This window comes from Rhizobium ruizarguesonis, assembly GCF_012349115.1.
Lineage (GTDB): Bacteria > Pseudomonadota > Alphaproteobacteria > Rhizobiales > Rhizobiaceae > Rhizobium > Rhizobium ruizarguesonis.
Map to the genome: position 1 here is coordinate 37,105 of NZ_PQIG01000071.1, position 18,095 is coordinate 55,199.

The window sequence follows — 18,095 nt, forward strand, 5'->3', positions numbered from 1 at the left end:
ATCAAGGCGGAAAGCCGTTCGGCATCGCAAGTCGTGGACCTGGCTTGGTCGGCCGACAGTTCGCTAACTCCGTTAGTCCGCTTCGGCCAATCCTGGCCTTACGCTTGGCGCCTGTCGACCCGAAGTGGTCGTTACATCGTTTGCGCTTATGTCGACCATTGATGCGTTAGACCACGTCATCGGCAGAGATGTGCTTAACTTCGGTAATTCTCACCAGCGGGATCTCTGCGCGTTCGTTTGCCTCCATCACATCTTGTTCCGACGAAGCGTCGAATAGACAGAATGATCGTTCCTCGGACGGTACGAATGTCGAGCGAAGATAGCGCACAGGCTTGCCCTGGCTGGTCATCTCTGCGGTGACGTTCTTCGCGCGGGACGCCGCCGCACTGAGTTGATCGGGAGTGATTCCCGGCAGGTGTCTTTCGACCATGTACTGTGGCATGATGGTTGTCCTTGGGTTGAGCGACGACAGCAAGCGTTTGAACATGGTGCACGATCGCTTTGAACTTCCGGCCGTTGCGAATGGACATCTACTTTGCCGCCGTATTCACAGACCTCGTCCGACACTCAGCGGTTTGGAACAGGGTTTCGCGCGACACGATCACGAGCGCAATTGCGGAATATCGATACCTGTCTCAGACGCTTGCCAGCCAATACGGGCGACGGCACGAGAACTTTACAGGCGACGGGCATCTTTATCTATTCGAATCTGCTGATGTAGCCGTCCATTTCTCGTTGAAGCTAATCGCCTATTGGAAGCAACGGCGACGTCACTTGACATCCGACCAGGCGCACGACCTTCCAATCCGGGTGGGTTGTCACTTCGGTGAGTGCTCCCGAATGCACGATGACGACGCCTGGATCGGTCGTGCCTTAAACATCGCGAAGCGAGTGGAAACATGTGCCGAGCCCGATACCCTCTTCGTCACGCAGACCGTACTCGATCTCATCGATCTGCCGGTCTATCTCTTCCACGAGGTTGACGTCTTCGAGCTCAAAGGCGACTACCTACCGAGGCGGCATCTCTATCGGGTCGTATCAGTGAACCACAGGGCACTTGCTGCACGGTCCGAAGAGCGGATGACGGCCGAGGACTGGTTCTTAAAAGGGGCCGGGATCGCCGGCACGGATGCGCGGGAGCTGGCAGAGGAACTGCTTTGCTACGAAAAAGCATTGGAGCTCCGTGCCGACTATCCGGAAGCGCACAACAACTTCGGTGTGATCTTGAAAGCCGCTGGTGACAGTACCGCCGCCGAAGCCCGCTACCTGGATGCCGTTCGCCTCTGGCCGCAATATCCGGAAGCTCACTACAACTTGGCGATACTTCTCGAGGAAACCGACCGCCCTGATGAAGCTGCAGCACAATATCGGCAGGCTCTGAAGTGCCGACCAGACTACGTGGACGCCCTTCTGCGTCTCGCTGGTCTTTTCGACAAATGGGGGGATCGGTTCGAAGCGCATCGTCACTTCCAAGAGGCGCTGCGACTTCGACCGGGCTTTGCCGAAGCCCACAACAATTTCGGAGTCTTCCTCGAGAAACACGGCGATGCGGAAGAGGCTGAATCGCAGTACAGACAGGCGCTGCAGGTCAGGTCGGATTACGCTGAGGCTCACTACAACTATGCGATGCTTCTCGAAGGGCGAGACGTGGAGGCGGCAGAATCACACTATCGCGCAGCACTGAGGTCGGCGCCGGAATACGCGGAAGCCCACAATAATCTGGCGGTGCTTCTTCACGAGAAAGGCGCTTTGTCGGATGCAAAGTCACATTATCTCACCGCCATAAGATTGCGTCCTGTTGACCCGCAGACGTATCGGAATCTCTCCCTTCTGCTGGCAGCGATGGGCGAGGAAGAGCAGGCTGATCGATATGCGCAGAAAGCAAGCGAGCTCTCTTCAGGTTGAACTTATGCGGTGGCCGAGGGAGGCTACATCAAATCAATCATGGCAACCGGTTTGTCCGGTCGGGCGTTTTGCGCGCGTCAGAATACCTGTGGCGAGCGCAGGACGAGAAAATCGATGAAGGTGCGGACTTTGGCGGAAAGGTATTTCCGGCTCGGGTAAACGGCATGGAGCGTGTTGCTGATGCCGAGCGTCTCCGGGAACACCACTTCGAGCCGGCCTGCTTTCAAATCCTCCTCCACCAGCCATTCCGGCAGGAAGACCAGGCCCATTCCCCGCAAGGCCGCCAGGTGCAGCAGCGTCTCGTTGCTACTTAGCAGCACATTGCGGAAGGTGACCTTATGCCGGTCGTTGTGACCACCCAAGAGAAGGCTTTCGCTGATATTGATGCCATTATAGCGAAGCAGCGCGTGGCCGTTCAGCTCGGCGATGCTCTGGGGTCGCCCGGAGCGCCTGAGATAATCCGGCGATGCCATCAGGCGGAACTCTATCGTTGCCAAGGGGCGCGCGACGAGGCCCGGATCGAGCCGTTCGGACGACATGGCCCGCAGGGCAAGGTCAAAGCCCTCATCGACCAGATTGGTGATCCGGCCGCTCAGATCCATATCCAGGCTGACATCCGGATAACGCTGGTTGTATTCGGCCAGAATATCGACAAAGCCTGAACTGGCTGCCCACACCGGAGCACTGAATTTGAGCGTTCCGCGCGGCGCAACCGTGACATTGCCGATCGACGCTTCCAGTTCGTCGAGCCCTTCGAGCATCTGCCGTGTCTGGTTGAAATAAAGCGCGCCGGGTTCGGTAAGGGTGACACTCCGGCTGGTCCGGTTCAGCAGCCGGCTTCCCAGGCGCGTCTCCAGATGCATCACATGTTTGCTCACCATCGCCGGCGACAGGTTCAAACGGCGTGCCGCCGCGGTGAAGCTCTTGAGCTCGGCAACCAGGCAAAACACCCGCAGGCTGATCATCGTGTCCATGATCATCAACCTAGAGGAAATGATGCATGTTCGCAAAGCCAATTGATCAATCCAGGGAAAATCAAGACAGTCTGTGACACGGCTGGCGGACTGAGGCGATCGATCCTGTCCAGACGCAGCGGCGGTGCCGAAAAGGAATGGCGACGTGAGGACATCAAGACTGCCCACCTATTTCCTCAGCCATGGCGGCGGCCCCTGGCCCTATATGACCGGTGGCTTTCGCAGCAATTTCGACAAGCTCGAGCAATCCCTGATCGAGATGCGGGCCGAACTTCAGGATCTGCCCAAGGCGGTGCTGGTCGTTTCGGGCCACTGGGAGGAGAGGGGCTTTGCCGTCTCTTCGGGCAGCAACCCGGGCATGGTCTACGACTACAGCGGCTTCCCCGACTATCTCTATCAGATCAAATATGGCGCGCCGGGCTCCCCCGAGCTGGCGCGTCAAGTGCAGGATCTGCTGCACTCCGCCGGCATCGACGCCAGGCCCGACCCCACCCGCGGCTTCGATCACGGCACCTTCAGCCTGATGAAGCCGCTCTATCCGAACGAGGACATCCCCGTGGTCCAGCTCTCGCTGGATGCCGGCTACGATCCGGCGCTGCATCTCAAGGTCGGTCGGGCGCTCGCGTCGCTGCGTGACGAAGGCGTGCTGATCATCGGCAGCGGCCTCAGCTACCACAACCTGTCGGCGATACAGGGCACGGCCGGACACGGCCCGTCCCGTCTTTTTGACGCCTGGCTGCAGGAGACGCTGATCCGCTCGCCGTTCGACCGGCGCACCGAACGGCTTGTCGCATGGGAGAAGGCGCCCGCCGCCCGCGCGGCGCATCCGCGTGAGGACCACCTGATCCCCTTGATGGTGGCGGTGGGGGCGGCCGAGGACGAGCCGGGCGCCGTCACCTATCACCAGAAAGACTTCGCCGGCGGCCTGACCGCATCGAGCTTCCGCTTCGGCGATGTTCCCTCCGCCCCTCAATCAAAAGGAGATGCGCAATGACCAGCGCAACGTTCAAGCCGATCGTCTATCTCAAGGAAAACTGCCCCTTCTGCCTCAAGGTTCGCCTGTTTCTTCTGGAATCGGGACTGGCCCCGGACGTCGAAACCCGCGACTTCGTTTCCGACAGCGAGCACGAGAAGAAGATCCGCGCCGAGCTTCAGCCGCATCTCGACAAGGTGAGCTTTCCCGCCGCGCAGCTTGAGCCCGGCCGATACGTCACCGAATCCGACGACATCGTTGCGTTCTTTGCAGCCAAGGCAGGCCGCGATCCGGCCGGCATGACCGTCTACCGGAACTATGTCGACGGCGTCTTCGCCATGTCGATGAAGCTCTGGAAAGAAAACCAGGAACTGAAGAAGGCGGCATCCGTCGCCTGAGCCCTCCCATCAACCCTCTTTGGAAAATCCCGATGACCGATACCAGCAAATGGACGCCATATGTCCTCGCCATCCTGCGCATCATCACCGCGCTTCTCTTCCTCGAACACGCGACCATGAAATTCCTGCAATTTCCGGGTCCGATTCAGGGCGTGCCCTATCCGCTTCCCACCATCATGATCATTGCCGGCGCCATCGAGGTGATCACCTCGGCCCTGATGCTCGTCGGATTTCAAACGCGCATCGCCGCTTTCATCGCTTCGGGCGAAATGGCAGCCGCCTACTTCATGGGCCACATGCCCTATGGCTTCTGGCCGGCGCTGAACATGGGCGAAGTCGCCATCCTGTTCTGCTTCATCTTCCTCTACATCGCCTTTGCCGGTGGTGGCGCATGGACGCTCGACAGCGCGCGTCGTCCGGCCACGGCTTAAGACGGCAGGAACCTGCCTATACCAGGCTGCCGGCCGGCGGCCTGGTCTCACGCCCAAACGCGACGACAGTTCTGGAGATCCACGATGAAAGCGGCCCTTCTCAAATCCTACGGCGATGTCGATCAGTTCGAAATCGGCGATATCCCGACGCCGAAGCCCGGACCGGGCGAGATCCTGATCAAGATCGAAGCCTCCGCCGTCAATCCTTTCGACCTCATTCTCCGCCAGGGTTTCATGGCCAAGTTCATCCCGCTGCCGCTGCCGGCCGTGATCGGCGGCGACGCGGCCGGCACCATCTTGGCACTCGGCGACGGCGTCACCGGCTTTGCGGTCGGTGACCGGGTCGTTGCCGATTTCGCGGCAAACGGCAAAGGCGCCCATGCCGAATATGGCGTGCTTCCCGCCACATCCGCTGCCAAGCTGCCGGCTGGCCTGAGCTTCGAAGACGGGGCGTCGCTGGTCAAGGCCGGGTTGACCGGACGCCAGGCCGTCGAGGCGCTTGATGTCAAGGCCGGCGACCGGGTTCTGGTCTCCGGCGGCCTCGGCACCGTCGGCCGTTCGGCCATCCAATATCTCAAGCAGATCGGCGCCAAGCCGGTGGCCGGCGTTCGTCCCGAGCGGCTGGGCGAAGGCCGGGAACTGGCCGGCGAAGCGCTCGACATCACGCTCCCCGCCGCAAGCCCGGACTTTGCCTATGCGATCAGCGCGGCCGGCCCGGTGGCCGGCAACCTCATCGGCAATGTCCGCGATGGCGGTACGGTCGCCAGCATCGTTCCGGTGCCGGAAGGCGCCAATGCCGGAGACCGCGTCACCATCCATGAACTCTTCCACCGCACCGACGCGGCGACGCTCGACGCCGTGCTGGATGCTGCCGTGCGCGGCCTCCTGGTCATCCCGATTTCCCATACCTTCACCCTGGAGGAGATCGGTGCGGCGCAGAATGCGGTCGCAGCCGGAGCCCGGGGCAAGGTCGTGCTCAAGCATTGAGGGTTGAAGACAGGGCCGGAGCGGGGTGCAGATCTCTTGATCCTGCACCACGCTCCGGTGGTTGCACTGGAAGGACACTCACAGCAAAACACCCGTCTTGACTCTCTTGGTTATCAGAACATAATAAGAACATCGGCGCGGCGGCCGCCATCTGAAAACCGAAGATATGGAGAGCGGATATGCGTGAGCAGCCGATCGGCGAAGCCGTGGAAGATGAGGCGTGGCCTGCAAGTGATGTAATGTGGCCGCCGGAGAAGGAGATTGGGGTCTCCGAGGCGCATGCAAGCCTGGCCAAGGCCGTGGCGGGAAGTCGCGGCGTGCGATATTTCACGGCCTTCATCATCGACGTCCCCAGCGATGCCTATCTTGGCGACGTCCAGATGGCGATCGACGAGGCTGCCGGCGCGGCCTGCGGCATCCTGCTGACGACGCATGTCACCGGCCGTGACGCCGCAACGGGCGAGCCGATTCTGACTCAGGAAGCCACGCGACCATTCAAGTTTCCCTGCAGCCAAGGCGTCGCGAAAGCCATAGCGAGCTTCTGCGACAAGCTCAAAATGGCGGGCATCTTCCCTTGACGCCGCCATGCAGCGCTTCTAAAGCGCGTCGCAATCTTTCAGATTCGCTCCTTGCGCTTTAGGTCCTTGTTTTTACGCATGTCGTTATCGCAAAACCGCTGCACACTTTTGCGCGACTGCGTGAGCCGGATCTCTCGAAAACGCCGATGCGTCGTCGCCGCGACGACGGCGCTTCCATCCGGTGACGCTTGGTCGCATTCGAAAGCGTGGGTAAATTGATGATCGACCTTGTCGATTCCTGCGTCGTAGGATCGATTGCCGTCAGGAAGCACGGAATTTGCCCCTATGCCCATCTTTCATGCGAAGTGTACCTGTGGCGCCCTGTCCCTGGAGGTCGATGGCGATCCTGTGCACAACCACGTCTGCACCTGCACGCGTTGTCAGCGTGCATCCGGCAGTGCGCTTGCGCACAATGTGTGGTTCCCCGAGGAAAATGTCCGGGTCGTCTCCGGAGAATATTCCGTGTGGTATCCGCAAGGCGAAACCACACCGGATGTGATGAAAGCCTTTTGCCGGATCTGCGGCGGGGGCGGATTTTCGAAATCCGGAACATATTTTCCCGGCACCGTCGTCATCGCCGGCGGCACATTCGCCGATCCGTCCTTTCCCGCGCCGGATCATGTTCATTGGTGGGACAATCGCCCGCATTGGATCGACTTGGCCGAACCAATCGAGCGTCTTGCCGGAAATTGACTCTCCTGGCATCGCCGGCATCACCAGCTTGAGCGGGCGCTCGAAATCGCCCGCGCGCAGCAGCCGCTCTTGTGCGTTTCGAGCGGCCGCGAACCGGCGTCACATCGGCGGCATCGTCTCGAATTTCGGCACCGCCGGATCGACCCGGTCCCAGGCGAGGCCGCGCACGGTGTAAGTCACCATCTGCGGCTGGTATCGGGTGGGATCGTCGAGGCTGGCGGCGTGAATGGTAAAGAGATCGGGCATGGCAGAGAAGGTGAGGTAGACCGGCGTGCCGCAGGCGGGGCAGAAGCCGCGCGTCTTGACGTTGCCGCTGTCGGCGACCATGTCCCAATGCGTCGCCTTGCCGTCGAGCTTCACCGCCTGCCGGCTTGGGAAGGTCAGATAGGATCCGTGCCCGGTGCCGCTGGTCGCCTGGCAGTCGCGGCACTGGCAGTCGTTCATCGCAATCGGCTCGGCCGCGATTTCATAGTGGATCGCACCGCAGGCGCATCCGCCGGTGTAAGGCTTGCTCATATCTTTCTCCTGATGAAGCGCTGCTCAATAAAATGTTGCGTCGGCAAGCGCGATGTCGGTCGCCTCAGTCCGTCTCGTCGACGATGGCGCCGATATTCTTCACGACCTTCTTCCAGCCTTCGCCCATCTTCTGGAAGGCGGTTTCATTCCTGGGCAGGACGAAGCCGGAATGGATGAGGCGAAGCCGGGTGCCGGCTTCGACCTCGGACAGGATGAAGGTGACGACAGTGTTGAGCGGGGAGCCGTAGCCGGTATTTCCCTCATGCCCGCCTTTCCAGGCATAGGAGAGACGCTCGTTCGGCTTCACCTCCAGCACCTGGCAGTGAATTGTGCCGTCCCAGGCGCCGGCCGGCGTCGTCCGGTAGGTGAAGCGTTTGCCTTCCACCGGCTCGAAGCCCGCCGGCATCATCAGCCAGCGGCCCATCAGATTGGCCGTGGTCAGTGTTTTCCAGATCGTCTCCGGCCGATGCGGGAAAACCTCGTCAACCACGATCTCTTGCGTGTCGGGCTTCAATGCGGCGTCGCTCATGGATCGATTTCCTTCAGCAAAGTTCTGAGATTGGCAAAACGGTCGCGCCAGAAGACGCCGTAATGGCTCATCCAGTCCACAAGTGGCTCCAGGCCTTCCGGCTCGGCGCGGTAATAGACCTTCCGGCCCTCGGGGCGCTCAGTGACGAGGCCCGCCTGTTTCAGCGCCTTGAGGTGCTGCGAAACCGCGCCCTGCGTGACGCTGCTTGCCCGCGTCAGTTCGACGACGGTGATCTCATCGGCGTTGACGATCTGCTCAAACACGGCCCGACGTGTGGGATCGGCAAGCGCGCGCATGACGACGGTGATGGAAACGGCTTCGGTCATGGAGAAATCAATAGCGTATGCTAATTGATGAGTCAATACTAATTGGTTTTTATCGACGGCCAGTCGCTGCGCCGCTCAGGTGGCGGCGCGTTCGGCTGTTCTTGCGGAGTGATTCAACGCCCTCTTGCCTTGAGGAACAAAACGCGCCTGGCGATGTTGCTACTCCGATGGTGATAGCACCGTGGGAGGAAGTTATGCGTCAATCTCTTCAGTTTGTCCTAGTCGGCTTGGCCGCGATAACCGGGCTGACGATCTCGCCGACGATCGCCGCCGCGCAGGACTTGGAATTGCGTATTGGCCCCGGCGGACTCGGCGTTTACGATCGTGATCGCGACCCTGACCGATATGACCGATATGACCGGCGCGGACGGCGACGCTGCGATCCGGACGATGCCCTCGACATCGCACGCAGCGAAGGACTTCGCAGGGCGCAGATCATACGCATGTCTTCCCGCAGCATCGTTGTCCAGGGGATGACGCGCCGTGGACCGGAGCGAATGACCTTCGCCAACCAGCGAGGCTGCCCGGAAATCTGAGCCGTGGCGTGAGTAATAAAATCGGCCGGCCTTCGCGATCGTCGACCGAATGCGGCCGGCGCGGAACCTTTGGGCAATCCGAACATTGCTGCCCATGCAGCGCTCTGCTTTGGGCCGCCTGCACTGTTGAAGCACCATTGGAGGATTCATCATGATGAGCGGTCAATTGAAGGCGCTTCTCGCCGTCCTTGCCGTTGCCGGCTACCAGAACAGGGACAAGATCGGGGAGCTCCTGCGGGGCATCCAGAACCCTCAACAGTCTGGCGGGGGAAACCAGCAGCCGGGCGGGCTTGGGGGCATCCTTGGCGGACTGGGTGGTTCGGGCGGTCTCGGCGGCCTGCTCGGCGGGCTGACATCCGGCGGCATCGTCAGCGGCGGTCTGGGCGATCTCCTGAAGACGTTTCAGCAGAACGGTCACGGTGACAAGATCGACTCATGGGTACAGCCGGGCCAGAATGCCGACATCAATGACGGCCAGCTCGCCGAAGCACTAGGCCCGGACGTTCTGAACGAGATCGCTTCGAATACCGGCCTTTCACATCAGCAGATTCTGGATCGGCTGAGCCGCGATCTTCCCAAGGCCGTCGACGACCTGACCCCACAGGGAAAACTGCCGACCGCCGAAGAGTTTATGTCTTCCGCCAGCCAATCCACCACCTCCGCGCGGCCGAGCACCATCTGATATCGGGACGAACGGGCACACAACCAGCAGGCCGCCGCCGCGCGTGATGACGTCTTCGCGGACGACACGGGCGGCGAGGCCGGCATCAGACAGACGGCGCGCTTCGAGTTCGCGCGTTAGTTCGAGAGGTATTTCTGAAGGAATGTGTGAACGCTGCTGATGGACTTTTCGGCGGCGTCTGGATTGTATTTTTCGATATGGCCAAACACCCTCCGCCCCACCTTAAACTCCGGGGCATCAAAATCGTGGTAGGTACCCTTGTAGATATTGAGCTCGATGGGCGGGCTATTGTCACTCAGACCGGCAAGCCTCTTCCGGCATCGGTCGGCCGGGCTCCAATTGTCTCGGTCGCCACTCAAGATCAAGGTCGGCACTGTCGCATCGCCCTGACTTGCCGCACAGAGGGGATAGTAGGCAACCGCTGCCCTGAATTTGCGGTCCATCAGCTGTTCGTTGCCTTCGATTTTTGTTCCCTCCAGCGTCGCCGTGCCGCCCGCTGAAAAGCCCATCAGGGCGACGCGGCTGATATCGACAAAGCTCGATTTCGATAAAAAATCCAAAGCGCCATAGGCGTCGAAGACGCGATCGGGGAGATAGCTTTGGCACGTGTCCTGGATGTTGCGGGTGGTGAAGCTGTCGACAACCAACACGACATAACCCCATGAGACCAGCCGTTTCGGCCATAGGTCTTTGACGCTCAAACGCATGCCGCCGCATCCATGCATGACGACGACCGCCGGGAAGGGACCATCACCCTGGGGGCGGGACACATATCCCAGTAATGGCGTGCCTTGCGGTTGAGGGAGGTTCTCTCCCTGTTCATTGGCCTTACGAATTCGAAACGGGCTGAGCTTGATGGGCGCGCTTTCGAAGTGAACCAGCTCGTCGGCATCAGCCGGGTTTCTAGCGAACGTGGCGCCGAGAAAAGCGACAAGGCAAAGAAAAAGTCTGGTGGTTTTCACTGAACTTCTCCACCGTTTGTTCAACAGCCTGCTCATTGTACGCCGGAGCTGAAGGCTCGCAAAGCGGTGAGGCGTTCTGCCGCCGATTGGGTCGGGTTGGGTCGATTTCAAACCGGCGCATGACCCGTGATCAAAAGCCCTTGATCACCCCCCGGCGGATCATTTATCACTACCGCAAATCCAAGCTGCGAAATTTGAATCAAGAGGGAATGTCGACCAAGTCGGCGCCGCCCTCCGATCGTACGGTGACATGCCGAACCAGATCGCGAGGCGGGCCAAGACCGCGCTGATCGGTCAATAACATCCGTCAGCGTCAGTGAGCCACCACCGCAGATTTTCCACAGCGCCCACCCCTTGCTCCGTCATCCTCGGGCTTTACACCTGAGCCGAGGATGACGGAGTATGGGGCGGTGTTCCGACAAATCTGCCGCCGGCGCGGGGTAGAGCAATCTGGCACCATCGGGTCGAGCAGGCTCGGTTTCGAACTGACGCGAGACTCACGATTAGCCGTTGATCACCCCCCGGCAAATCAGTTATGACTACCGTAAATCCAAGCTGCGAAATTTGAATCCAGAAGGTGATGTCGACCAAGTCGGCGCCGCCCTCCGATCGGTGTGTCTGTCACCGTCCGGCCGGCGTCCCCAGATCATCATTGACCCTCATCCTCTTCCGCCTGACCTTTCATGTTCGATCACATTGGGGATCGGGCCGGGTAGCGCTCGCCTCTTCCAAGGAGAACTGCAATGGACGCTTCGATTGCTCCGGCCTCGCGGGCTGCAGTGGTAACGCCGAGCGATACCGCCATCGTCGGTGCGCGCGCGCTTTATATCGGCACGACGGGTGACGTTGCCATTGCGCCGCGCCGGGACATGGATCCTGTGATCTTCAGGAGCGTGCCTGCCGGGACGATCCTGCCGGTTCACGCCGCCATCGTGGCGCTGACCGGGACCACGGCCTCCAACATCGTCGCGCTGTTCTAGAACCCTCCAGAAGCGGCGCCTCATGGGCAGACCCATCAAGTTCACCCAGGCGATTGCCGACAGGATTTGCGAGCGCATCGCCGACAGGGAAAGCCTCCGGTCGATCTGCCGGGATGAAGCGATGCCGGCGATGTCGAGCGTGCTGTCCTGGCTCGCCGATGACGACAAGGCCGGTTTTCGGGCCAAATACGCCCTGGCGCGCGAGATTCAGGCGGATGGCTTTGTCGATGAGATGGTCGAGATTGCCGATGATCGTGCAGACGACTGGATCGAAAAGAAGAACGCGAGCGGCGAGACCACCGGCTGGCAGGAGAATGGCGAAGCCATCCGCCGGTCGCAGCTTCGCATCGCCACCCGTCAGTGGGTCGCCGAGAAACTGAAGCCGAAGAAATACGGTTCCAAAGTCGAGCCCGACCATGGCGTCGTCACCGGCGAGGTTTCGCAGTTGCTGGAAGATATCAATGGCAAGACGCGCGGACTTCCAAACGGCCGTTGACCAGTTTTCCGACTGGCGCTGGCGTCTGAACAACCTCTATTGGATCACCGACAAATCGGGCAAACGCGTCAGGTTTGAGATGAACTGGACGCAGATGACCTTTTTCGAGCAGATGCATTACCTCAATGTGCTGCTGAAAGCCCGCCAGCTGGGTCTCACGACCTTCATTCAGATCTTCATGCTCGATGCCTGCGTCTTCAACCGGGATATCCGCGCCGGCACCATCGCCCATACGCTGGGCGACGTGCAGACGATCTTCCGGGACAAGATCAAATATCCCTATGACAATCTGCCCGACGGCATTCGTAACGCCGTGCCTGTCGTCAGGGCCAACCAGACCGAACTGCTGCTTGGCAATAATTCGAGCATCCGTGTCGGCACCTCACTGCGCTCGGGAACGCTGCAATATCTTCATATTTCCGAATATGGGAAGCTTTGCGCGAAATATCCCGACAAGGCGAGGGAAGTCCGCACCGGCGCTTTGAATACCGTGCAGGCCGGCCAGCTGGTCTTCGTCGAAAGCACGGCGGAGGGCCAGGAAGGGCATTTCTACACGCTCTGCGAGGATGGCCAGGTCAAGCAGCGCCAGGCGGCGAAGCTGACCGAACTGGACTTCAAATTCCATTTCTTCCCCTGGTGGAAGGAGCCGCAATATGCGATCGCGCCTGAAGGCGTCATCATCACCGATGCTTTCGCAAAGTATTTCCGCAATCTGGCCGATCAGGGCATCACGCTGACGGACCGGCAGAAGGCCTGGTACGTCAAGAAGGCCGAAACCCAGCTCGGCGACATGAAGCGCGAATATCCCTCGACGCCGGCCGAAGCTTTCGAAGCGAGCGTCGAAGGCGCCTATTACGCCGATCAGATGGCGGTGGCCGATGCCGAAGAGCGCATCGGGGTTTATCCGCACGTGGACGGTTATCCCGTCCATACCATCTCCGACATCGGCATGGACGATACCAACAGCGTCTGGCTGTTTCAGGTGCTGCCCGGCCGTGTCCGGATGATCGGTTATTTCGAGCATACCGGCACCGGCATGGACGGCATGCTCGACGAGCTGGAGCGGCGCGGGGCCGAACATGATTATGTCTATGGCGTCCACAACATGCCGCATGACATCAAGGTCAGGGAATGGACGCGCGGCGGCATGACCCGCATCGAGGTGATGCTGAGAGAGGTCAAGGCCCGCGGCCTTGGCACGGTCCGTAAGATCGAGCGCGCCTATGTCCACGACCGCATCAACGGCACCAGGCGCATTCTGGCAAAGATCGAGTTCGACCAGGCCGGCTGCATCCAGGGCGTCAAGTGCCTGCGGAACTACCGCAAGGACTGGGACGAGGATTTGAGTGTCTTCCGCGACGAGCCTCTGCACAACTGGGCTTCGCATGGTGCGGATGCTTTCGGCGGTCTGGCGATCATCTTCACCGGCCTGGCGCCGGAACCGCTGAAGCCGCAGGCCAAGGCGCTCCCGACCTTCCAGACGATGACCTTCAACGAATTTGCCGATACCACCCCTACCTACAGCGAGCGTGTTTGATGGAAGACGAAACAACGGCTTTGGAGGGTGGGCAGCAATGGGACCTGGCAAAGGTCGGCACCCGTTGGCAGCAGGAGCTCGAGCGCGCGCAACGTTATTTCAGATCCTGGCACGACCGCTGCGTCAAGATCGAGAAGATCTATCTCGACCAGCAGTCGGACCAGACGAATGCGGCCAAGCGAAGGTTTCCGATGCTGTGGGCCAACACCTCGGTGCTGCAGCCGGCCGTCTATGCCCGGGTGCCGCAGCCGGTCGTCGAGCGTCGCTTCAAGGACGCCCAGCCGGTGGCGCGCATGGCCTCGGAGCTCGTCGAACGCAACCTCGCCTATATGGGCGACGAAGCCGATATCGATTCGATCATGCGGGCGGTGCGCGACGATTTCCTGCTCTGCGCCCGCGGCACGGTGTGGCTGCGTTACGAGGCCGATTTCGAGCCGCTCGACATGGGCGTCCAGCCTTCCGACCCGCCTGCGAATGGGGGCTTGCCCGAAGGTCTCCTCGGCGGCATGGGCGAGGATGACGGAGCGCCGCCCGAGGCGATCAGCGACGAGCGCGTCTGCATCGATTATGTCCACTGGTCCGACTTCCTGCACTCGCCGGCCCGCCGCTGGAAGGATGTGACATGGGTGGCGCGCCGCGTGCCGATGACCGACGAGGAGCTGGAGAAACGCTTCGGCCCTGACGCCATGACATCGCTCCAGGCGCAAGGCGCCGGCAGCAACAAGGGCAGCAATCAGACGGAGCGCGCCGAGAACGAAGGCAAGACCCATGTCTGGGAGATCTGGTGCAAGAGCGAGAACTATACCGTCTGGATCGCCGATGGCGCGCCGGTGGCGCTGGAAGTGTCGGAGCCGCCGCTGGATCTGACACACTTCTGGCCTTGCCCGCGCCCGGCCTACGGCACGATGTCGACCAGCTCGCTGATCCCGGTTCCCGACTATGTCTATTATCAGCAGCAATGCGACGAGATCGATCTCTTGACGAAGCGCGTCAACAAGCTGACGGACCAGCTGCGGCTGAAAGTGTTCTATCCCTCCGGCGACGGTGCGATCTCGCCGGCGATCGAGAAGGCGATGCGGCCGGAAAATGATACCGTGATGGTGCCGATCCCGGAATGGGCGGCCTTCACCGACAAGGGCGGCTCGAAAGCCATCGTGACGCTGCCGATCGATGAGGTGCAGAAGGTGATCATCGCCTGCATCCAGGCCCGCAAGCAGCTGATCGAGGAAGTCTACCAGATCACCGGCATCTCCGACATCGTCCGCGGCGATACCCAGGCGTCCGAGACGGCAACGGCGCAGCGCATCAAGAGCCAGTGGGGCTCGATCCGCATCCGCGACCGCCAGTCCGAACTTGCCCGCTTCGCCCGCGACATCATCCGCCTTGCCGGCGAAATCATCTGCGACCAGTTCCAGCCGGAAACGCTGATGCTCGTCAGCGGCATCAAGCTGCCGACCATGGCCGAGAAGCAGCAGGTTCAAATGCAGATGCAGCAGATGCAGATGGCGGCGCAGCAGGCCGCAGCTCGGGCCGAGCAGATGGGGCAACCCGCACCACCGCCACCTGAGATGCCGCCGCAGCTTCAACAGATGATGCAGCAACCGACGATCGACGAGGTCGTGCAGCTCTTGCGCAATGACAGCATTCGCGGCTTCCAGATCGACATCGAAACGGATTCGACCATCGAGCCCGACGAGGACGCCGAAAAGCAGCGCCGCATGGAATTCGTGCAGATGATCGGCGGCTTCCTGCAGCAGGCGGGCGCCATGGCACAACAGAACCCGATGCTGGTGCCCGTGATGCTCGAGACGCTGCTCTTTGCCGCCCGCGGCTTCAGGGCCGGGCGCCAGCTCGAAAGCACGCTGGAGCAGGTCGGCGCCCAGCTCTCCGAGGCCGCAACCGCGCCGAAGCAACCGCCGGAGCCGCCGGCCGAGCAGATGATCAAGCTGAAAACGGCAGAGGTGAAGGCCGGTGCGGAACAGCGGAAAGCCGAGCTTGGCGTGGCGCAAGCCGAGATCGAGCATCGCGCCGTGGTCGAGCAGGCGCGCGGCGAGGCAGCGGCGCAGGCCTTGCAGCAGTTCCAGGCGCAGCAGCCCGCCTATCAATGATTGGGGTTGAAGCATGAGAGAACGTTATTGCCGTGTCTGCGGCGGCTGGCACGCGCTCGACAAATGGCCGCACAACTGCATGCCGGCCCAAAACCCGGCGCAGTCAGATCTGCCGGCGCCGCATTTCGTCAGCGACAGCATCGACATCCAGTCGATGCATGACGGCAGGCATTACACCTCGAAGGCCAAGCTGCGTTCGGCCTATCGAGCGGCCGGCGTGGTCGAGATCGGCAACGAAAAGCCGCAGCCGATCGAGAAGCCGAAGACCGATCGTGCCGAGATCCGCAAGGAGCTGCGGCGGGTTCACGCCGAATACAACGCCTAGAACAAACTGCTCTAACCTTTTGTTTTTACGGGCATCAATCCCCGACAAAGGAAGTTTCCGACATGGACATGGAAGACCTGAACGAGGCCGGCAACGGCAGCGAAGATTTTGGCGCGTTCGACGAAAGGCCAGTCAGCATCCGCGACAGCCTGAAGGCGGCGATCGACACCGTCGAAGGCAATGGACCGGGCGATATAACCGGCCAGCCGCGCGACGGGGAAAACGGCCGCTTCCTGGCCAAGGGGCAGGAGCAAGCCGCAGCGGCGAGGGCAGGGCAGGCGCCGGCAGCTAACGCTGCTTTGGCCGCCCAGCAGCAGACGCCGCAAGTACAAAGCCGAGCGCAGAGCGGCGAACAGCCGGCAGCTATCGGCGGCCGGGTTCCGCCCGGCTGGTCGGCGGAAGCCAAGGCGCAATTCGCGACCCTTCCCGGGGAAGTGCAGGCGGCGATTACCAAGCGGGAGCAGGAGGTCGATAACGGCTTCCGCGTCCTGCAGGATTACAAGGGGCTCGAGGAGTTCACGCCGCTCATCCGCCAGGCCGGCATGACCCATGCCGATGTCATGCGCCGGGCGATCGACTGGGAAAAGGCGCTCATCCACGATCCCGTCAACACCGTCGTTCACGTCGCCAGGATGGCCGGGGTCAATCTTCATGCCCTGGTCAATGGTCAGATGGAACAGGTCCTGCAGCGGAGTTCGCAGCAGGCCGGACCACAGCCCGGACTACAGCAAGGAGGACCGCAGCCTCGACCCATCAACGTCGAGGCGACGGTCGAACATGTTCTGCGGAAAAGGGACACCGAAACTCAAGTCGATGCCTTCCTTTCCGACCCGGCAAACGCGCACGCCGATGATGTGCTGGACGATATGATCGCCCTTATCAACGCAGGGCGGGCATCATCGCTTCAGGACGCCTACGACGCCGCATGCTGGATGCGCCCGGACATTCGCCAGCAGTTGATCAGCCAGACTGCACAGGCCCCCGTTCACCAACAGCAAGCCCAGAGGGCAGCAGCGGCAGATCAAGCCCGCCGCGCCTCGCGATCCATCTCTGGATCTTCCGCGCCGGGCCCGACCCGCGATGCGGCAAGAGGCCAGCCCACCTCAATCCGAGACTCGCTGCGCGACGCCATGCGTTTTTCGCGCGGTCAAGTCTGATCAAAGGAATGATCAATGCCCATCTCGCCCAACCTCTCTGAAATCGTGACCACGACGCTGCGCAACCGCAGCGGCACGGTCGCCGACGACGTGACGAAGAACAACGGTCTTCTCACTCGTCTGAACAGCCGCGGCCGCAAGAAGCCCATCTCCGGCGGCCGCACCATCGTTCAGGAACTGCAGTACCAGGAAAACGGCAGCTTCAAGCGCTATTCCGGCTACGATATCCTCAATGTGCAGCCCTCCGACGTCATTACCGCTGCCGAATACGACCTCAAGCAGGCCGCGGTCGCCGTCTCGATGTCGGGTCTCGAACAGCTGCAGAACTCCGGCGAGGATGCGATCCTCGATCTGCTCGAGCAGCGCATCGAGAACGCCGAAACCACGCTGAAGAACAACATCGCGCTCGACTGCTATTCCGATGGCACGGCCGATGGCGGGCGTCAGATCGGCGGCCTGCAGCTGCTGGTCTCGACCTCGCCGACCTCGGGCACCGTCGGCGGCATCTCGCGCGCCACCTGGGGTTTCTGGCGCAACCAGAAGTTCTCGGCCTCGGCCGATGGCGGTGCCGCCGCCTCGAATGCCAACATCCAGAGCTATATGAACCGGCTCTACATGTCCTGCGTTCGCGGCTCCGACGCGCCTGATCTGGTCGTCGCCGACAACAACTTCTTCCGCCTCTACTGGGAATCGCTGCAGGCGATCCAGCGCATCACCTCGGCGGACAAGGGCATGACCGGCTTCCAGTCGCTGCAATACATGGGCGCCGACGTGATCTTCGACGGCGGCTTCGGCGGCGGTGCGCCTCTCAACCAGATGTTCTTCCTGAACACTAAGTACCTGTTCTATCGCCCGCACCGCGACCGCGACATGGCTCCGATCGGCGACGAGCGCATGAACACCAACCAGGATGCCTTCGTGCAGCTCATGGGCTTCGCCGGCAACCTCACCATGAACAACGCCTTTCTGCAGGGCGTGTTGTTCGCCTGATCGTCAACGAAA

General features: G+C 61.2%; 23 protein-coding genes. 16 read left to right on the top strand and 7 right to left on the bottom strand.

Annotated features, from left to right (window positions below; all coding sequences use genetic code 11):
* Positions 1-166 precede the first annotated feature (166 nt).
* A complete protein-coding gene (locus C3Y91_RS12730) occupies positions 167-442 on the bottom strand; it encodes a DUF4242 domain-containing protein (RefSeq protein WP_024322782.1) in 276 nt (91 codons plus the stop codon).
* A gap of 80 nt (positions 443-522) precedes the next feature.
* Here C3Y91_RS12730 and C3Y91_RS12735 point away from each other — a divergent pair, with 80 nt between their 5' ends.
* Positions 523-1,905, top strand: coding sequence for a tetratricopeptide repeat protein (locus C3Y91_RS12735; RefSeq protein ID WP_075225303.1), 1,383 nt, complete (start codon positions 523-525; stop codon positions 1,903-1,905).
* A 77-nt stretch (positions 1,906-1,982) separates the two neighbouring features.
* On the opposite strand, the gene C3Y91_RS12740 is transcribed toward C3Y91_RS12735, so the two are convergent.
* The gene (locus tag C3Y91_RS12740; protein ID WP_197726765.1) at positions 1,983-2,879 is read right to left on the bottom strand and encodes a LysR family transcriptional regulator; all 897 of its coding nucleotides are present in this window, start codon (positions 2,877-2,879) and stop codon (positions 1,983-1,985) included.
* 145 nt (positions 2,880-3,024) lie between these two features.
* Here C3Y91_RS12740 and C3Y91_RS12745 point away from each other — a divergent pair, with 145 nt between their 5' ends.
* From C3Y91_RS12745 to C3Y91_RS12765, 5 genes are all read left to right on the top strand, one after another.
* Complete coding sequence (locus C3Y91_RS12745) at positions 3,025-3,873, top strand: DODA-type extradiol aromatic ring-opening family dioxygenase (RefSeq protein ID WP_075225301.1); 849 nt, start codon at positions 3,025-3,027, stop codon at positions 3,871-3,873.
* Positions 3,870-4,250 carry a glutathione S-transferase N-terminal domain-containing protein gene (locus tag C3Y91_RS12750; RefSeq protein ID WP_075225300.1) on the top strand — a complete coding sequence of 127 codons (381 nt, stop codon included), beginning with the start codon at positions 3,870-3,872 and terminating at the stop codon, positions 4,248-4,250. Before C3Y91_RS12745 ends, C3Y91_RS12750 begins: the two co-directional genes overlap by 4 nt.
* Before the next feature lie 32 nt (positions 4,251-4,282).
* Positions 4,283-4,681, top strand: coding sequence for a DoxX family protein (locus C3Y91_RS12755; RefSeq protein ID WP_024322777.1), 399 nt, complete (start codon positions 4,283-4,285; stop codon positions 4,679-4,681).
* Between the two features lie 84 nt (positions 4,682-4,765).
* Positions 4,766-5,668 carry an NADP-dependent oxidoreductase gene (locus C3Y91_RS12760; RefSeq protein ID WP_168575399.1) on the top strand — a complete coding sequence of 301 codons (903 nt, stop codon included), beginning with the start codon at positions 4,766-4,768 and terminating at the stop codon, positions 5,666-5,668.
* A 179-nt stretch (positions 5,669-5,847) separates the two neighbouring features.
* Positions 5,848-6,246 (top strand): hypothetical protein, encoded by a 399-nt coding sequence (locus C3Y91_RS12765; protein ID WP_130681324.1) that lies wholly within the window; start codon positions 5,848-5,850, stop codon positions 6,244-6,246.
* A gap of 38 nt (positions 6,247-6,284) precedes the next feature.
* Here C3Y91_RS12765 and C3Y91_RS12770 read toward each other — a convergent pair whose 3' ends face one another.
* Positions 6,285-6,518: a hypothetical protein gene (locus C3Y91_RS12770; protein ID WP_164021463.1), complete on the bottom strand. Its 234-nt coding sequence runs from the start codon at positions 6,516-6,518 to the stop codon at positions 6,285-6,287.
* 13 nt (positions 6,519-6,531) lie between these two features.
* Here C3Y91_RS12770 and C3Y91_RS12775 point away from each other — a divergent pair, with 13 nt between their 5' ends.
* Positions 6,532-6,939, top strand: a complete 408-nt coding sequence (locus C3Y91_RS12775) for a GFA family protein (RefSeq protein WP_130681327.1) — start codon at positions 6,532-6,534, stop codon at positions 6,937-6,939.
* A gap of 99 nt (positions 6,940-7,038) precedes the next feature.
* Here C3Y91_RS12775 and C3Y91_RS12780 read toward each other — a convergent pair whose 3' ends face one another.
* The 3 genes from C3Y91_RS12780 to C3Y91_RS12790 all read right to left on the bottom strand — a co-directional run bounded on the left by C3Y91_RS12780 (position 7,039) and on the right by C3Y91_RS12790 (position 8,310).
* Positions 7,039-7,455, bottom strand: coding sequence for a GFA family protein (locus tag C3Y91_RS12780; RefSeq protein ID WP_018068861.1), 417 nt, complete (start codon positions 7,453-7,455; stop codon positions 7,039-7,041).
* A gap of 64 nt (positions 7,456-7,519) precedes the next feature.
* A complete protein-coding gene (locus C3Y91_RS12785; RefSeq protein ID WP_164021487.1) occupies positions 7,520-7,984 on the bottom strand; it encodes an SRPBCC family protein in 465 nt (154 codons plus the stop codon).
* Positions 7,981-8,310, bottom strand: a complete 330-nt coding sequence (locus C3Y91_RS12790; protein ID WP_018068859.1) for an ArsR/SmtB family transcription factor — start codon at positions 8,308-8,310, stop codon at positions 7,981-7,983. The genes C3Y91_RS12785 and C3Y91_RS12790 overlap by 4 nt, the downstream gene beginning before the upstream one ends.
* A 194-nt stretch (positions 8,311-8,504) precedes the next feature.
* Between C3Y91_RS12790 and C3Y91_RS12795 the strand changes: the two genes are divergently transcribed.
* Positions 8,505-8,846, top strand: a complete 342-nt coding sequence (locus C3Y91_RS12795; protein ID WP_164021489.1) for a hypothetical protein — start codon at positions 8,505-8,507, stop codon at positions 8,844-8,846.
* Between the two features lie 151 nt (positions 8,847-8,997).
* Positions 8,998-9,528 (top strand): YidB family protein, encoded by a 531-nt coding sequence (locus C3Y91_RS12800; RefSeq protein WP_130717022.1) that lies wholly within the window; start codon positions 8,998-9,000, stop codon positions 9,526-9,528.
* Positions 9,529-9,644: 116 nt separating this feature from the next.
* On the opposite strand, the gene C3Y91_RS12805 is transcribed toward C3Y91_RS12800, so the two are convergent.
* A complete protein-coding gene (locus C3Y91_RS12805; protein ID WP_075225293.1) occupies positions 9,645-10,526 on the bottom strand; it encodes a dienelactone hydrolase family protein in 882 nt (293 codons plus the stop codon).
* Between the two features lie 707 nt (positions 10,527-11,233).
* On the opposite strand from C3Y91_RS12805, the gene C3Y91_RS12810 reads away from it, so the two are divergent.
* From C3Y91_RS12810 to C3Y91_RS12840, 7 genes are all read left to right on the top strand, one after another.
* Positions 11,234-11,470 (top strand): spike base protein, RCAP_Rcc01079 family, encoded by a 237-nt coding sequence (locus C3Y91_RS12810; RefSeq protein WP_024322771.1) that lies wholly within the window; start codon positions 11,234-11,236, stop codon positions 11,468-11,470.
* Positions 11,471-11,492: 22 nt separating this feature from the next.
* Positions 11,493-11,966 (top strand): terminase small subunit-like protein, encoded by a 474-nt coding sequence (locus tag C3Y91_RS12815; RefSeq protein ID WP_075225292.1) that lies wholly within the window; start codon positions 11,493-11,495, stop codon positions 11,964-11,966.
* Entirely contained in the window at positions 11,932-13,503 is a 1,572-nt protein-coding gene (locus tag C3Y91_RS12820) for a terminase (protein ID WP_075225291.1), read from the top strand. The genes C3Y91_RS12815 and C3Y91_RS12820 overlap by 35 nt, the downstream gene beginning before the upstream one ends.
* Positions 13,503-15,611, top strand: a complete 2,109-nt coding sequence (locus tag C3Y91_RS12825; RefSeq protein ID WP_075225290.1) for a hypothetical protein — start codon at positions 13,503-13,505, stop codon at positions 15,609-15,611. The genes C3Y91_RS12820 and C3Y91_RS12825 overlap by 1 nt, the downstream gene beginning before the upstream one ends.
* 13 nt (positions 15,612-15,624) lie before the next feature.
* On the top strand, positions 15,625-15,936 hold the full coding sequence (locus C3Y91_RS12830) for a hypothetical protein (protein ID WP_024322767.1): 312 nt from the start codon (positions 15,625-15,627) through the stop codon (positions 15,934-15,936).
* A 62-nt stretch (positions 15,937-15,998) separates the two neighbouring features.
* Positions 15,999-17,093, top strand: coding sequence for a hypothetical protein (locus C3Y91_RS12835; RefSeq protein ID WP_168575400.1), 1,095 nt, complete (start codon positions 15,999-16,001; stop codon positions 17,091-17,093).
* Positions 17,094-17,108: 15 nt separating this feature from the next.
* A complete protein-coding gene (locus C3Y91_RS12840) occupies positions 17,109-18,083 on the top strand; it encodes a phage major capsid protein (RefSeq protein WP_131707305.1) in 975 nt (324 codons plus the stop codon).
* The last annotated feature ends 12 nt before the right edge of the window (positions 18,084-18,095 follow it).

Coding starts and splice junctions, on each gene's coding strand:
- C3Y91_RS12730 (WP_024322782.1), bottom strand. CDS start 442: ATGCCACAGTACATGGTCGAAAGACACCTGCCGGGAATCACTCCCGAT.
- C3Y91_RS12735 (WP_075225303.1), top strand. CDS start 523: ATGGACATCTACTTTGCCGCCGTATTCACAGACCTCGTCCGACACTCA.
- C3Y91_RS12740 (WP_197726765.1), bottom strand. CDS start 2,879: ATGGACACGATGATCAGCCTGCGGGTGTTTTGCCTGGTTGCCGAGCTC.
- C3Y91_RS12750 (WP_075225300.1), top strand. CDS start 3,870: ATGACCAGCGCAACGTTCAAGCCGATCGTCTATCTCAAGGAAAACTGC.
- C3Y91_RS12755 (WP_024322777.1), top strand. CDS start 4,283: ATGACCGATACCAGCAAATGGACGCCATATGTCCTCGCCATCCTGCGC.
- C3Y91_RS12760 (WP_168575399.1), top strand. CDS start 4,766: ATGAAAGCGGCCCTTCTCAAATCCTACGGCGATGTCGATCAGTTCGAA.
- C3Y91_RS12765 (WP_130681324.1), top strand. CDS start 5,848: ATGCGTGAGCAGCCGATCGGCGAAGCCGTGGAAGATGAGGCGTGGCCT.
- C3Y91_RS12775 (WP_130681327.1), top strand. CDS start 6,532: ATGCCCATCTTTCATGCGAAGTGTACCTGTGGCGCCCTGTCCCTGGAG.
- C3Y91_RS12780 (WP_018068861.1), bottom strand. CDS start 7,455: ATGAGCAAGCCTTACACCGGCGGATGCGCCTGCGGTGCGATCCACTAT.
- C3Y91_RS12785 (WP_164021487.1), bottom strand. CDS start 7,984: ATGAGCGACGCCGCATTGAAGCCCGACACGCAAGAGATCGTGGTTGAC.
- C3Y91_RS12790 (WP_018068859.1), bottom strand. CDS start 8,310: ATGACCGAAGCCGTTTCCATCACCGTCGTCATGCGCGCGCTTGCCGAT.
- C3Y91_RS12795 (WP_164021489.1), top strand. CDS start 8,505: ATGCGTCAATCTCTTCAGTTTGTCCTAGTCGGCTTGGCCGCGATAACC.
- C3Y91_RS12800 (WP_130717022.1), top strand. CDS start 8,998: ATGATGAGCGGTCAATTGAAGGCGCTTCTCGCCGTCCTTGCCGTTGCC.
- C3Y91_RS12805 (WP_075225293.1), bottom strand. CDS start 10,526: ATGAGCAGGCTGTTGAACAAACGGTGGAGAAGTTCAGTGAAAACCACC.
- C3Y91_RS12810 (WP_024322771.1), top strand. CDS start 11,234: ATGGACGCTTCGATTGCTCCGGCCTCGCGGGCTGCAGTGGTAACGCCG.
- C3Y91_RS12815 (WP_075225292.1), top strand. CDS start 11,493: ATGGGCAGACCCATCAAGTTCACCCAGGCGATTGCCGACAGGATTTGC.
- C3Y91_RS12820 (WP_075225291.1), top strand. CDS start 11,932: ATGGCAAGACGCGCGGACTTCCAAACGGCCGTTGACCAGTTTTCCGAC.
- C3Y91_RS12825 (WP_075225290.1), top strand. CDS start 13,503: ATGGAAGACGAAACAACGGCTTTGGAGGGTGGGCAGCAATGGGACCTG.
- C3Y91_RS12830 (WP_024322767.1), top strand. CDS start 15,625: ATGAGAGAACGTTATTGCCGTGTCTGCGGCGGCTGGCACGCGCTCGAC.
- C3Y91_RS12835 (WP_168575400.1), top strand. CDS start 15,999: ATGGACATGGAAGACCTGAACGAGGCCGGCAACGGCAGCGAAGATTTT.
- C3Y91_RS12840 (WP_131707305.1), top strand. CDS start 17,109: ATGCCCATCTCGCCCAACCTCTCTGAAATCGTGACCACGACGCTGCGC.